General features: G+C 39.9%; 12 protein-coding genes and 1 pseudogene. 10 read left to right on the plus strand and 3 right to left on the minus strand.

All coding sequences use genetic code 11. The features are described from left to right. From N0B29_RS11235 to N0B29_RS11260, 6 genes and pseudogenes are all read left to right on the plus strand, one after another. Positions 1 to 186, plus strand: a pseudogene (locus N0B29_RS11235) (formate dehydrogenase subunit gamma); the annotation flags it as partial. A 198-nt stretch (positions 187 to 384) separates the two neighbouring features. After that, positions 385 to 1,173 (plus strand): formate dehydrogenase accessory sulfurtransferase FdhD, encoded by a 789-nt coding sequence (fdhD, locus tag N0B29_RS11240; RefSeq protein ID WP_263833825.1) that lies wholly within the window; start codon positions 385 to 387, stop codon positions 1,171 to 1,173. Positions 1,174 to 1,185: 12 nt separating this feature from the next. Beyond that, entirely contained in the window at positions 1,186 to 1,914 is a 729-nt protein-coding gene (locus tag N0B29_RS11245) for a winged helix-turn-helix domain-containing protein (RefSeq protein ID WP_438874165.1), read from the plus strand. Positions 1,915 to 2,036: 122 nt separating this feature from the next. Further along, positions 2,037 to 2,987, plus strand: a complete 951-nt coding sequence (gene wtpA, locus N0B29_RS11250; protein WP_263833827.1) for a tungstate ABC transporter substrate-binding protein WtpA — start codon at positions 2,037 to 2,039, stop codon at positions 2,985 to 2,987. After that, the gene (locus N0B29_RS11255; protein ID WP_263833828.1) at positions 2,984 to 3,967 is read left to right on the plus strand and encodes an ABC transporter ATP-binding protein; all 984 of its coding nucleotides are present in this window, start codon (positions 2,984 to 2,986) and stop codon (positions 3,965 to 3,967) included. Before wtpA ends, N0B29_RS11255 begins: the two co-directional genes overlap by 4 nt. Further along, positions 3,964 to 4,731 (plus strand): ABC transporter permease, encoded by a 768-nt coding sequence (locus N0B29_RS11260; RefSeq protein WP_263833829.1) that lies wholly within the window; start codon positions 3,964 to 3,966, stop codon positions 4,729 to 4,731. Before N0B29_RS11255 ends, N0B29_RS11260 begins: the two co-directional genes overlap by 4 nt. Before the next feature lie 45 nt (positions 4,732 to 4,776). On the opposite strand, the gene N0B29_RS11265 is transcribed toward N0B29_RS11260, so the two are convergent. Genes N0B29_RS11265 through N0B29_RS11275 form a run of 3 tightly spaced genes read right to left on the minus strand, consistent with a single transcriptional unit; the run spans position 4,777 to position 8,467 of the window. Beyond that, on the minus strand, positions 4,777 to 5,403 hold the full coding sequence (locus N0B29_RS11265) for a hypothetical protein (RefSeq protein WP_263833830.1): 627 nt from the start codon (positions 5,401 to 5,403) through the stop codon (positions 4,777 to 4,779). A 25-nt stretch (positions 5,404 to 5,428) separates the two neighbouring features. Beyond that, positions 5,429 to 7,678: a diguanylate cyclase domain-containing protein gene (locus tag N0B29_RS11270; protein WP_263833831.1), complete on the minus strand. Its 2,250-nt coding sequence runs from the start codon at positions 7,676 to 7,678 to the stop codon at positions 5,429 to 5,431. Positions 7,679 to 7,684: 6 nt separating this feature from the next. Continuing rightward, a complete protein-coding gene (locus N0B29_RS11275) occupies positions 7,685 to 8,467 on the minus strand; it encodes a substrate-binding periplasmic protein (RefSeq protein ID WP_263833832.1) in 783 nt (260 codons plus the stop codon). A gap of 133 nt (positions 8,468 to 8,600) precedes the next feature. Here N0B29_RS11275 and N0B29_RS11280 point away from each other — a divergent pair, with 133 nt between their 5' ends. The 4 genes from N0B29_RS11280 (at position 8,601) to yedF (ending at position 12,988) form a co-directional block, all read left to right on the plus strand. Beyond that, on the plus strand, positions 8,601 to 10,088 hold the full coding sequence (locus N0B29_RS11280; RefSeq protein WP_263833833.1) for an extracellular solute-binding protein: 1,488 nt from the start codon (positions 8,601 to 8,603) through the stop codon (positions 10,086 to 10,088). After that, positions 10,085 to 12,076 (plus strand): putative bifunctional diguanylate cyclase/phosphodiesterase, encoded by a 1,992-nt coding sequence (locus N0B29_RS11285; RefSeq protein ID WP_263833834.1) that lies wholly within the window; start codon positions 10,085 to 10,087, stop codon positions 12,074 to 12,076. The genes N0B29_RS11280 and N0B29_RS11285 overlap by 4 nt, the downstream gene beginning before the upstream one ends. A 55-nt stretch (positions 12,077 to 12,131) precedes the next feature. Beyond that, positions 12,132 to 12,320 (plus strand): sodium-dependent tyrosine transporter, encoded by a 189-nt coding sequence (locus tag N0B29_RS11290; protein WP_263833835.1) that lies wholly within the window; start codon positions 12,132 to 12,134, stop codon positions 12,318 to 12,320. A gap of 77 nt (positions 12,321 to 12,397) precedes the next feature. After that, on the plus strand, positions 12,398 to 12,988 hold the full coding sequence (yedF, locus tag N0B29_RS11295) for a sulfurtransferase-like selenium metabolism protein YedF (protein ID WP_263833836.1): 591 nt from the start codon (positions 12,398 to 12,400) through the stop codon (positions 12,986 to 12,988). Positions 12,989 to 13,041 lie beyond the last annotated feature (53 nt).

Below are 13,041 nucleotides of genomic sequence, written 5' to 3' on the forward strand. Positions count from 1 at the left end.
GCAGCAATCATTCATAATGTGATGGGATTTGCCGTGGTAGCACTCTTTATTACCCATGTGTATATGTCTATGTTCGCTATTAAAGGAGCAGTGCAGAGTATTATTACAGGGTATGTTGAAGAAGAAGAAGTGAAGATTCTTCACAGTACATGGTATAAGAAGCTTAAAGATCAGGGTAAGTTTTGATTTTACAACGACTCTTGGGCAAAGCTCAAGAGTCTACGTTAGACACTAGGTCACAAAACGAAGTTTCTCTGAAAAGCTTGCCTCTTGCGAGGCAGAAAAAGTGTTTACATGTAAAGGTACAAGAGAGATAATTTTCTTGTACCTTTCTTTATTTTTTTAATGCTAAAATATGCAAAAGAAGCACGTTAAAGGAATCGTATGGAACCAGTTTTTAAAACGACGATCACCAAGATTAAAGGTAAAGAGAAGTTTGAGCGAGAAGACACACTTGTTCGTGAGATCAAGTTAGAGCTCTACGTCAATGGTGCTAAAGTGGGTGCTGTTATGGCAACACCTGTGGATCAAGAAGCCCTTGCTATTGGGTATTTGATGAGTGAAAACATCATTGAGAATTTTAGCGATGTCACTTCCCTCAAGCTTCTAAACGATGGTATGCGTGTCGAAATCGAAGCGAAAGTCAACGAAGCGAACATTAAAAAGCTTAATGCTGAGGGTGTGGTTATTAGCGGTTGTGGTAAAAGTATGACGGCAAACATTGATCCCGAAGCGATTGAGGCTAAAGTGATTAAAAGCGATTTTACCATTAGCAGTGATCGTTTAAGCACAGCGATGAGCCAGTTTTATACGGAGTGTCCTTTGTATGAGCAAACCGGTTGTGTGCATACTGCAAAACTTTTTACCGATGAAAAGACTTATTTTATCGGCGAAGATATTGCCCAACACAATACGATTGATAAAGTTGTTGGTAAAGCACAAATGGCAGGCATTGATGTGAGTAATGCCTTTTTGATGGTAAGTGGAAGGCTCTCTTCGGAGATGGTTGCTAAAGCGGTCATGCACCAAATTCCTATTTTGGCATCACGTACAGCATCGACCTGTTTGGGTTTGATGATCGCTGAAAAATTTGGATTGACCCTGATTGGTTTTGTGCGTGGAGATACGATGAATGTTTACCGTCACCCAAGGCGAATCGTTGTAAAGGAGTAGGACGTGTCTGAGATGGAAGAGTTGATTAAACAGTATTTGAATGATAAAGGCAAGCTGGATTGTTCTGATGCTTATAAAATTGCCGCTAAGTTAAAATGCCCAATACGTGAAGTGGGTGATACTGCAAAAGCTATGGATATTCGCATTGATAGTTGTGAACTTGGTCAGTTTGGGAAGATAGAGGAGGGCGTTTTTGATCTTGAAGCCTTGAACCGTCTTACACCACTTTTGGATGATCAAAATCGCGTTACATGTAAAGATGCAAGATCCCAAGCAGGAGGCATCGGACTTAAAAAAATCAGAGGTACACTCAAAGAAAAAAACATTGACGTGACCTACTGTAGTTTGGGTTGTTTTACCGAAAAAAAACGTCCTCGTTTGTATGTAAAAACCAAAACATGGATCGAAAATGCAGAGGGTGAACTTCTTTTTGGAAAAGGTAAAACGGAGATTTTAGAGCTGATCGAGCAAGAAGGATCTATCTCTAAAGCATCTGAAAAAATCGGGATGAACTATAAAAAAGCGTGGACACACATCAAAATTTTACAAAAAAATATCAACGATACGATGGTGCAAACAAGACAAGGCGGTGGAGAAGATGCGGGGACAACGCTCACACCCGTTGCTCGTGAATATATGGACAATTACCGCAAACTTCAAGCGGATATTGAAGCTTATGCCAATGAGCGTTTCAAAGAGTTGTTTTTAAAGCCTAGAAATAAAAAAGAGTTTGGGGAATAAATGCTCTAGGCTATTTTTGTGCTATGGAATTAATGTAAAATCTTTTCTAAGATAAAGTATTGGTTTTTAACAGAAATTTGACTAAGAATATGCAAAAAATACACATATCATAAGGAGCATAAATGAGAAAAATGTTGTTGTTAAGCGGATTGGCGCTTAGTATGTTGATGGCAAAAGAGCCTATCATTGTTTTACATGCAGGAAGCCTTTCGGTTCCATTTGCGGAGATCGAAAAAGCGTTTGAAGAAAAATATCCTCAGTATGATGTCCAACGCGAACCAAGTGGTAGTATTGCAGCAGCGCGTAAAGTGACTGACCTTGGCAAAGCGGCGGATGTTATTGGAAGTGCGGATTACCAAGTGATTGATAATATGCTTATTCCTAACCATGCTAAATTCAACGCGCAATTTGCAACCAATGAAATGATCATTGCCTACACCGACAAATCAAAATTTGCTAAAGAGATCAACGATAAGAATTGGCCCGATATTTTCCTTAAAGAGGGCGTAAAAGTAGGACATGCCAATCCAAATGTTGACCCATGCGGTTACCGTTCAATGCTTGTAACCATGCTTGCTGAAAAATACTACCAAAAAGAGGGCTTTTTCAACAAACTTTTTGGATACGGCAGTCACTATGAAGTAGGCGAAGAGAATCAAAATAAAGTCGTGGTCAGACCAAAAGAGACTGATCTTTTGGGACTTTTAGAAGCGGGTCAATACGACTATCTTTTCATTTACAAATCCGTAGCAGACCAGCACAATCTTAAATATATCACCCTTCCAGAGGCGATTTCACTGAAAAGTGCGAAATATGACAACGTCTATTCTGAAGTTTCTTTTGACATTGATGGTAAAAAACCGGGTGAAGTTGAAAGACAAATCGGCGCTCCAATGGTTTATGGCATTAGTGTTTTTGAAAACAAAAATTCACCAGCCAATAAAGCAGGTGCTGTTGCATTTGTAAACTTTGTGCTTTCTCCAGAAGGTCAAGCGATTATGAAGAAAAATGGACAAGATGCACTCAATCCTCCGATTATCACTGGCGACAGCTCTATTCTTGGAAAAAAATGAGTTTTCTCTCTCTGCAAGCCCTTACATGTAAAGTAGGGGCGTTTCATCTTCAAGATATTAGCTTTGATGTGGGTGAGGGCGAATACTTCGTTATTTTAGGGCATAGTGGTGCTGGCAAAACGGTCATTCTAGAGTCCATCGCAGGGCTTCACAAAGTGGGTGGAAAACTGCTTTACAACAATGAAGACATTACATGTAAAGTTCCTGAAGAGCGATCCGTTGGCTTTGTCTATCAAGATTTTGCTCTTTTCCCAAACCTTACCGTAGAGCAAAATATACGTTTTGCAAGTCGTTACAAATCTATCGAAGAGGCGGAGTCTCTTTTTGAAGATTTAGTCAATTTTTTAGGTTTAGAAAAACTTTTAAATCGCCGCATCGATAATCTCTCGGGTGGTGAAAAACAGCGCATCGCTATAGCACGTGCTATCTTTGCCCGTCCTAAAATTTTACTCCTTGATGAGCCACTCAGTGCTATTGATCCGACGTTTCGTAATGCCATTATGAAATTTCTCAAAGACATTCACAGACGTTATGGTTTAACCACGTTACATGTAACGCACAATTTCCGTGAAGCCTCTTATTTAGCCGATCGAATTGCGATAGTCATGGACGGATGTGTTCAGCAAGTTGGCTCGACCAATGAAGTGCTCTCTCATCCTGCAAGTCTCAAAGTAGCAGAATTTTTAGGCTTTAAAAACATCTTTCCTGCTTCTTTATTGGGGGATGATTCTTCAAGGCTTTTCTCAATTGATCCTAATGAAATTCTTGTTTCCAAAGAGCATGACATCAACTGTGATTTTGTGTATGAGGGTAAATTGGATGAGTGTATGGGCATTGTCGATCATTTTAAACTTTTTGTCTCTGTGGGCGAAAATCAATTTTTTGTTAAAATCATGAAACGAGAACACGAAGGATGCGCGATTGATCGAGGTGAAAAAATCGTGATAGGGTTTAATCGAAAGGATGTGTGCTACCTATGAGACACAAGTTTACAATCATTTTAGTCCTTTTGGGGCTTATTATGCTCTTCTTTTTAACCGCACCTCTGTTTAAGATGCTCATTGGAAATGACGTGGGGACATTGCTTAAAACCATTCAAGAAGCTGACGTTTCAGCCTCAGTCATTTTAACGATGAAAGTTTCGCTTTTCTCAACCATGTTTGCACTTTTTACAGGGCTTCCTTTGGCATACCTCATTGCGCGGTATGAATTTTTTGGAAGGTCTTTTTTGGAAACCTTGGTAGATATACCTATTATGATTCCGCATACGGCAGCGGGCATTGCGCTTTTGGTCGCTTTTGGCAGCGGCTATATTGGAGAATTTTTTAGTGGTTTGGGTATTAAATTTATTGGTACGGAAGCGGGCATTATGATCGCCATGATGTTTCTCTCCGCAACGTTTCTTATCAATGGCGCGAAAGAGGGCTTTAAAAAAGTCGATGTCAAATTGGAAAAAGTTGCACGCACCCTTGGGGCTAGTCCCATGCACGTTTTCTTTGCCATCTCTGTTCCCAATGCTAAAAAAGACATTGTCAATGGCTGTTTGATGATGTGGGGAAGAGGACTTGGTGAGTTTGGTGCTGTTGTCATTTTGGTTTATCATCCAATGACCGCACCTGTACTGATTTATGATCGCTTCACCAGTTTTGGGTTGAGCTACTCAGCACCTGTTGCTGGCGTGATGATCATTCTCTCCATTCTTGTCTTTTTAACGGTACGATTTATCAACAATAGACTTCGTTAAGACTCTAACAATGCGTCGTTTTGATCGAGAGACGATGCATTGTTCTTATTGGCTGATAATTTCCCATTTAAGCTCTTTTTGAATCAGCTTGAACGTCTCTTTTGTTTCCTCTTTGGTCGTATTTGTATCACTATCAAACAACCCATCACATTCAACTTCAAAGCTTAACGATTGATCATCCAGCCATAAGGTATGTTGTACGACACAATGTGCGGGGTATTTATGTGTGAAGAGTTTGACAATGCGCTCTTCGCTTAACACATAAACGCTGATACGTGGAGATTCGTCGGCTTCAGTGACGAAGTAGTGCTTATTGGGAGAAAGGTTAGTCATGCCATCAAGCGGTATCTCTTTTCCATCGCGCAGATCAAGGGCATGGTATGCTTCGCTATCGGGCATAAAGTCGCTGAAAATGAGATATTTTTCTTTGAAGAAGCAGCCTTTGAGTGTGTAAAGTAAGGTTTTGTATTCTTGGTCATTACCCAAATATTCATCTTTTAATTCCAATGTTTGATGGTTAATCAGGTGAATGGTCTTAACATCTTTCTCTTTTGTAAAAAATGCTTTACATTGCTCAAGTTGCGCCACATTGACATCATGCTCAAAATAGGCAAGATCGGCTATCAAAGAAGTTGTGATCAGGGCTAGTAAAATGCCATAAACTTTCATCAATGGTTTTCCTTTACATGTAAAGATTTTAAAGCGCGGATGCTTCATAAAAACAGATCTGGTTGCGCCCTTTTTCTTTGGCTTTATACATCGCAAGATCCGCCTCTTTAATGAGTATGGCGGCATCTTTAGTTACAGCATCATTACCAAAAATGGTACAACCAATGCTAGCACCTAACAGATAGTTTCCATGAGCAAGTGCGTAAGGTTCGCATAAAAGTAAGAGAACTTTTTTGGCAATACTTTGGGTTAGATTGCGTGCAATGGCTTTTTGGTTGCCAAGATTTTTAAGCAAGATAATAAACTCATCACCCCCAAGTCGAACAACAAGATCGCTTTCTCTAACGGTTTCTTTAAGTCTCGAAGCGGCTTGAATGAGAAGCATGTCGCCTGCATCGTGTCCATGCTTATCGTTAAGCTCTTTAAAGCGATCCAGATCAATAAAAAGGAGTGCCCCAAAATGTTTTTCATCAATACTATGACGTATGGTTTGGGCAAGCATCTCATCGAGCAATCTGCGATTGGCAAGACGCGTAAGCGGATCGTAATAGGCAAGTTCTTGAATCTGCTGTTGAGCGACTTTATGCGTTGTTATATCATTAAAATTGGCGATGTAATGCGTTGTTTTTCCTTTATCGTTGCGAATAGCAGTAATCGTTAAAGACTCTGCATAAATTTCCCCATTTTTGCGTTTGTTCCAAAGGTCACCTTGCCAAAAACCTTGCTCGATCAACGCTTTCCACATGAGTTCATAAAAAGCTTTGTCATGGTACCCTGAGTGTAAGATGCGAGGTGTTTTACCAATGATTTCAGTATCACTGTAGCCTGTAATACGTGTAAACGCTTCGTTGACTTTGAGTATTTTTTCATGCACATCAGTAATCAAAATTGCCTCTTGTGTCTCAAAAGCAACAGCGGAGAGATGGAGCTGTTCGGCTCTTTTTTGGGTATCAATATTGATGTATACACCTGTGAGTAAGCGAGGTTCATGGGAGGGTGAAAACTCGATGGCTTTACCGCGTACTTGAATCCAGACCCATATCCCTTGGGCTGTTTTCATTCGACGTTCAATTAAAAAAGTGTCGCGTGCAAGAAGTTGTTCTTTGATCGATAAGAGCATGGTACTTGATTCATTAGGATGGGTCAAGTCACAAATTTTATCCCACGAAGGCTCAAACGCATTTGGTGGATAACCTAAAAGTAAAAAACATTGTGGATCCCACGTAATACGGTCGATCTGAAGATCCCATGTCCAAAGTCCTGTTTGTGTCGCCTCCATGGCAACACGGAACTGTTTTTCGTAAGAGAGCTGTCTTTTTTGGCGTTCATTCTCTTGATAATAACGCACAATCAAAATAAGCGCAAGTCCTCCTGAAAGGACAATCAAAAGTGCAGTGATCCAAAGTACTTTTGCGCGTTCTTTGTCCCAATATCCAAGGGCATAAGCTTCATCGGTTTGAATCTCGACGACAAAAGGTAGAAGCTTTGCGAGACGAAAAACATTTAAAACGGGATGTTCATGCGTCTGAGCATGGAGAAAAAAATCTTCATGATCCATAGGGTGAGATACGGTGTAATGTGAAGCACCTAATAGGCATTTAGGATCCGTAGAAAAGAGCAAAATACCATCGAGCCTCCATAAAGAGACGACACCTTGCTCAAGAGGAAGAATGGATGTGTAATGATTGCTCAAATAATCTGTGTTGAGATTGGCAATGATGTAATAGAGTTTCTTTTCAAAAAAAACTTTTTTCAGTAAGGGTAAAAAACTAATTTCTTGTGAAGGAATAGGCGTTTGCATTGTGCTTTGACGTGCGTTCTCAAAATCTCTTCCTGCCCAGGGAACACCAATGCGTAACAATGGAACATCGCCAAAAGGAACAGGAATGAAATTGTCCAACGGAATGTGTTTCCCAATATTTGCCTCATTTGAGCTTGCGATGATCACACCCTCATCATTTAAGAGCGATAGGGATCTAAGATCAGGCGCATTGTGCAAGAGTTCTATAAAAACAGGGGCGAGTCCCTCTTGCGAAGGTCCTTCATTGCTGAGTAAAGGGATACGATCCATTGTTAAACTGACATGTTGAAGTATTTGTGAAAAGTGTTCTTCGAGCGTATTGGCATGAAGATTAGCAATATGGCGGTGTGTTTGAATAGCCTCTTGACGCAAGGAAGAGAGTGCCACAAAAACCGTTCCGACAATAATGATAACGATGGCAAGACTTACTGCTAGATACCGTACGATTTTTTTTTCGGGCAAAATATTTTTGATCATAAGAACCTACTTTTCGTAAATAATGGGTTCTAAATGATGGCGTTTAGCAGCTTCTAAGAGCCTACCATCGTGTTTGATTGCGTGAATAAAAGTTTCCACTTTTCCTTGAAATGCAGGTTCGTTTTGTGCAATTGCCCAACCATAAGGGGTAATATGAAATGGCTTCGTTGGTTTGATGAGTTTTGCCCACTCTTTCTCTTCAATCATTCGGATACCAAAAGGATAGTCTGTCATAAAAACATCCGCTCGCCCTGCTTCAACCTCTTGCTCTCTTGCATGCAGTGAGTCAACCACTAAAAGTTTGGCTCTTTGAAGACTCTTTTGCATGAGTGCAACATGATAGGTGCCTTTGGCAACAGCTACAATGACACCCGTTTGATCGATGTCATCCCATGTTTGGATACGTTTATTGCTTTTGGAGGTAATGGCGTAAATGTCGCTCGCAAGGTGCGGTGTGGTAAGGGCTAGTTTTTCTTTTCGCTCATCGGTATGTCCGATGGCAAACATAGCAATGTCACATTTTTTTGAGTTAATATCTTGGATAAGTGTCGCAAATGAGCTCTCTTTAAAGGCAAGGCTTACACCTAATTCTTTAGCAAATTCTTTGGCTAAATCCACATCAATGCCAATCAGTTCTTGTGTTCTAGGATTGACGTAAGAGATGCTATAGTATTCTGGCCAAATGCAGACACGTATTTTTTTTGTCTCAAGAATCGTAGTGAGGGTGTCTGCGTTTGAAAAAGAAAAAAAAGTATAACAAAAAAGAACAATCCAACCAAAGCGGCGCATGGGATATCCTTTGTATAGAGCGTGTGTAATAGGTTTTTTGAAGTATAACACAAACTAATTGGAAAAAAAGGTTATAAAAATTTTTGTGAAAAATTGAGTTATAATAAGTTTGATTCGTTTTAGGAGATGTAACATGCTCTTTTTTTTGAAAAAAATAATTTTTTTAGCCACAACCATGGTCTTGGTAAGCAGCTTTATGGGATGTGACCATAAAGAAAAAACCACAACTTCTAAGAAACCGTTTGAAAATCAGACGATTACACTAATTGTTCCTCAACTTCATGCTCGTTTGATTCGCGGTCCCATTCAAGATGAAGCACCTTTGTTTGAATCTGAAACAGGTGCAAAAGTGCGAGTATTGACCCCGAGTTGGGATGAGACCATTCGCAGAATCGATGAGTCAATTGCGCAGGGCAGTAAAGAGTTTGACATTTATGTGGTTATTTCTATGTGGAATGGTACACTTTTGGGTAATAATCTGATTGAGCCTATTCCTGAAGCCATTAAAAAACAGCTTGATTGGAATGATGTTTTGCCCATTTATCGCAATACAGTTCTTTCATGGAATGGCGTGACGTATGGATTTCCTTATGATGGTGACTGCATCAATCTTTATTACCGAAAAGACATTTTTGAAAACCACATGTATCAAGAGAAGTTTAAAGCTTTGCATGGCTATGACTTAGCCCCTCCAAAAACGTGGGATGAGTTTAATGACATAGCGGCTTTTTTTAACGGTTGGGATTGGGATGGAAGTGGTAAAAAAAGGTATGGATTTGCGGGACTTAGAGTCCAAGGCGATATTGCGATGCTTCAGTTCTTTGCCGCCGCCGCCGCTTATGCTAAACATCCCGATGATAAAGCCTATTATTTTGACCCAGATACTATGAAACCACGCATTAATAACCCAGGGTTTTTAAAAGCTTTAGAAGAATATATCGCCTTGACGAAGTTTGGACCTCCTGGTATGGTCAATTTTGCAGGACACGATGTTCGTGACAATTTCGTCTCTGGCGAAGTTGCTATGGCACTTGATTGGGCGGATATGGGTGTGCATGCGGTTGATTCTCCTGTTTCTATTGTCAAAGACAAGGTAGGGTATGCACAAATCCCCGCCAGTACCAAAGTGTACAATTCCCGCACACATCAGTGGGATGAGCGTTTCAATCAGGTGGCTTCCATTAGTGGGAATTGGATGTTTTTGGTCAATAAAAATTCAAAACATAAAGAACTTGCTTTTGCGTTTGCTTCTCACATGACATCGGCCCAAATGACTAAAAAGCTGACCGCAATGAGCGGTGTTGCTGTCAATCCTTCTCGTTACTCGCACTTTAAGAATCCCGAAAATTGGAATCAAAGCGGCTTTTCTACGGAAGATGCAAAAGCTTATTTGGAAACGATTGCGATTTCTCTTCAAAATACCAATGTGGAGCATGATATTACGATTGCAGGGGCTGCTCATTATTATCAAGTTGCGGATAAGTATATTTATCAGGCGTTAATCGGCAACATGTCGCCCAAAGAAGCGCTAGATACCATTGCCAAAGAGTGGGATGTAATCACGGATCGAATAGGTAGGGAGAAACAAATTATGTCGTATAAAGCGGCATTAAACCTATGATGCAACCATTAAGCATTCAACGATTAGCTTTGTATAGCTTTGCTGTATTGCTGATCGGTACGATTATGAGCGGGGCTATTTTAGTAGGTTTATTATTTAATTATGAGACCATTAAAAACCATCAGCAGATTAGTAAAAATGCCTACGATGCCCTTTTCACACTCAAATACAACACAGAAAACCTTTTGGTTACAAACCAAATTCACAAAGAAGTCATTACGTGGGAAAGCTCTTTTGAGAAATTTACACAACGACTCAATGCTTTGCAAGAGATTGCTCTTTTTCATTCGAATGATATTGACGATTTGTTGCAAAGCATTCATGTTGCAAAGTTAAGTGTCAGTACCCAACTGCAAAGTCCCCTTTTTGATGAAAAAAATATTATGGAAAAATCGCTCTTACGTCGTTTAGGTGAAGGGCTGAATGCCAACGAAACCAGTCCTTATTATATTGCGGTACGCGATTTGATTAGTGCGATTGATTATCTGAAACAGTATGAAGATTTTTTACTGGATGAGCTCTGTGGCCTCGATATACAGATTCAAAATGAGAGTAATGTAAAACTTAAAAACACTAAAAACATGGTCGTTGCCATTCCTCTTTTAGCCTTTATATTCACCCTGACAGTGGGAACCATTCTATGGTACACCATCGGTAAAATCGAGAAAAAGCTTGAAGATCAAAGGGAGAAGCTTGATTATACAGCGTATCATGACTATCTTACAAAGCTTGCCAATCGCGCTCAGTTTATCACTATTTTAGAAAAAACGTTGGAAAAAGCGCAACAGCAAGACTTACGTGTAGGGCTTTTATTTATTGATTTGGATCGTTTTAAGGAGATCAACGACTCTTATGGGCATAGTGTGGGAGATATGGTCTTATGTGAAATTGCCGAGCGACTCAATACCATTGCAGCTCATGATGCGCTTATTGCACGGCTTGGAGGCGATGAGTTTACGCTGATTGTGGAAGATAAAACAAACGAAGAGATAGAGCATTTGGTACAAAGCATTGTTGCTACCATTCAAAAGCCCCTTTTAATTTATGCAACAGAGATGTATTTGACGTGTAGCATTGGCATTAGTCTTTTTCCTAAAGATGCCAAAGATGCTGAGTCACTTTTACGAAATGCTGATACCGCGATGTATATAGCCAAAAATAAAGGTAAAAATACATTTCAATTTTATAATCAGTCCATGACCGAAGCTTCCATTGAGAGGCTTCAGATGGAGAGTCATTTGCGAAGAGCCATTGATAAAGAAGAGTTGGTTTTGTATTATCAGCCACAAGTGGACGTTAATAGCGGTAAAATTACAGGTGCTGAGGCGTTGCTAAGGTGGAACGATAATATTTTAGGCAACGTCAGTCCTGCAAAGTTTATCCCTTTATCTGAAGAGACAGGGCTTATTTTACCACTGGGCAATTGGGTTTTGAAAGAGGCATTTATACAGCAGTCAAAATGGCTACAAAGTGGAGTTGCTCCTGATATTTTAGCGATTAATATTGCGGCAAAACAGATTTACCACACAGATTTAGTTGCGATAATAACAGGTTTACTTGAGACGTATGCGATTGACCCAAATACCATTGAGCTTGAAATTACTGAGCGCATTATCGTGGAAAATCCTGATTATACAACAAGGGTGCTCAACACGCTTCGTTCATTGGGTGTGCGTATTTCCATTGATGATTTTGGTACAGGTTACTCCTCTTTATCGTACTTGAAAACATTGCCACTTGATAAAATAAAGATTGATCAATCTTTTATTCGAGGCATACCTGCAAGCCATGAAGATAAACAGATTGTTAAAACGATTATTAGCCTTTCTCAAGGGTTGGATAAAACTGTTATTGCAGAAGGTGTTGAAACAGAAGAACAAAAGAGCTTTTTGCAAGAGGCAGGATGCTTTGAAATGCAAGGGTATCTTTTTGCCAAAGCACTTCCTGCTGTGGAATTTGAGCAATTTATGCGTGAAGCACGTATCTAAATTTTACCAAAATCGTGCTAGAATAGGACTCATAAAGAAAGATAAAGGAGTTACTATGTTTGTAAAATTAAACGAGAGAGTTTACCTCAATGCAGATCGTATTACGCGCATCAAAATTGATGAGGTTCAAGATGGCATCCGTGTTCGTTTTTACGAAGGTCAAAATCAAGTGGCAAAAAGCCATAAATTTGACAGTGTTGAAAAAGCAAGTGCATGGGTTGAAAAAATAATGAATGCAAAATAAAAGAGGTTTTATCCTCTCTTCCCTCTCTTTTTAAGGTCTAAGGCTTAGACTAACTTAATCACTTACTGGAGAAAATCATGAAAATAGATTGTAGTGGCTTGGCATGTCCAGAGCCCGTTTTACAAACCAAAAAAGCGTTAGAAACATTGCCAAATGATTCTGTATTGGAAGTTGTTGTCAATTCTATGGCATCCAAAGAGAATGTGATGCGTTTTGCTCAAAACGGTGGATTTGATGTAAGAGCACAAGATTTGGATGAGGGTAAAACGCTTATCACCATTGTCAAGGGCTTTACATGTAAAACGGTTGTGGATGCTAAAGATGAGCCATTTTTAGACAAAACCTTGTTTCTGAAAAGCGATAAAGTAGGCGAGGGCGAACTGGGCGCGAAACTTATTGTTGGCTTTTTAAAATCCACTTTGGAACTTCCAAAGCTACCTCACCGTATCGTGTGTGTCAATCAAGCCGTCCTCTTAACAACCGCGGATGAAAGTGCGCCTATTATGGAAGTGCTTAAAGCCCTTGAAGCTAAAGGCGTTGAGATCTACTCATGCGGTGTTTGTTTGGAATTTTTTGGGGTAACAGACAAACTCAAAGTGGGCAAAATCGGTAATGCTTTTGGCACCATAGAGATGCTTTTTGGTGGAGAAGGCACTATTTCATTGTAATAACGCTTTCAAAGCAAAGCTTCTCAAGCTACGCTAACACTAGGTTTTCCTAA

This window comes from Sulfurospirillum oryzae (assembly GCF_025770725.1).
GTDB classification, from domain to species: Bacteria; Campylobacterota; Campylobacteria; order Campylobacterales; family Sulfurospirillaceae; genus Sulfurospirillum; species Sulfurospirillum oryzae.

What these genes read in the sequence shown, in the direction of transcription:
- fdhD (WP_263833825.1), top strand. Translation starts at nt 385, where the DNA reads ATGGAACCAGTTTTTAAAACGACGATCACCAAGATTAAAGGTAAAGAG.
- N0B29_RS11245 (WP_438874165.1), top strand. Translation starts at nt 1,186, where the DNA reads ATGGAAGAGTTGATTAAACAGTATTTGAATGATAAAGGCAAGCTGGAT.
- wtpA (WP_263833827.1), top strand. Translation starts at nt 2,037, where the DNA reads ATGAGAAAAATGTTGTTGTTAAGCGGATTGGCGCTTAGTATGTTGATG.
- N0B29_RS11255 (WP_263833828.1), top strand. Translation starts at nt 2,984, where the DNA reads ATGAGTTTTCTCTCTCTGCAAGCCCTTACATGTAAAGTAGGGGCGTTT.
- N0B29_RS11260 (WP_263833829.1), top strand. Translation starts at nt 3,964, where the DNA reads ATGAGACACAAGTTTACAATCATTTTAGTCCTTTTGGGGCTTATTATG.
- N0B29_RS11270 (WP_263833831.1), bottom strand. Translation starts at nt 7,678, where the DNA reads ATGATCAAAAATATTTTGCCCGAAAAAAAAATCGTACGGTATCTAGCA.
- N0B29_RS11275 (WP_263833832.1), bottom strand. Translation starts at nt 8,467, where the DNA reads ATGCGCCGCTTTGGTTGGATTGTTCTTTTTTGTTATACTTTTTTTTCT.
- N0B29_RS11280 (WP_263833833.1), top strand. Translation starts at nt 8,601, where the DNA reads ATGCTCTTTTTTTTGAAAAAAATAATTTTTTTAGCCACAACCATGGTC.
- N0B29_RS11285 (WP_263833834.1), top strand. Translation starts at nt 10,085, where the DNA reads ATGATGCAACCATTAAGCATTCAACGATTAGCTTTGTATAGCTTTGCT.
- N0B29_RS11290 (WP_263833835.1), top strand. Translation starts at nt 12,132, where the DNA reads ATGTTTGTAAAATTAAACGAGAGAGTTTACCTCAATGCAGATCGTATT.
- yedF (WP_263833836.1), top strand. Translation starts at nt 12,398, where the DNA reads ATGAAAATAGATTGTAGTGGCTTGGCATGTCCAGAGCCCGTTTTACAA.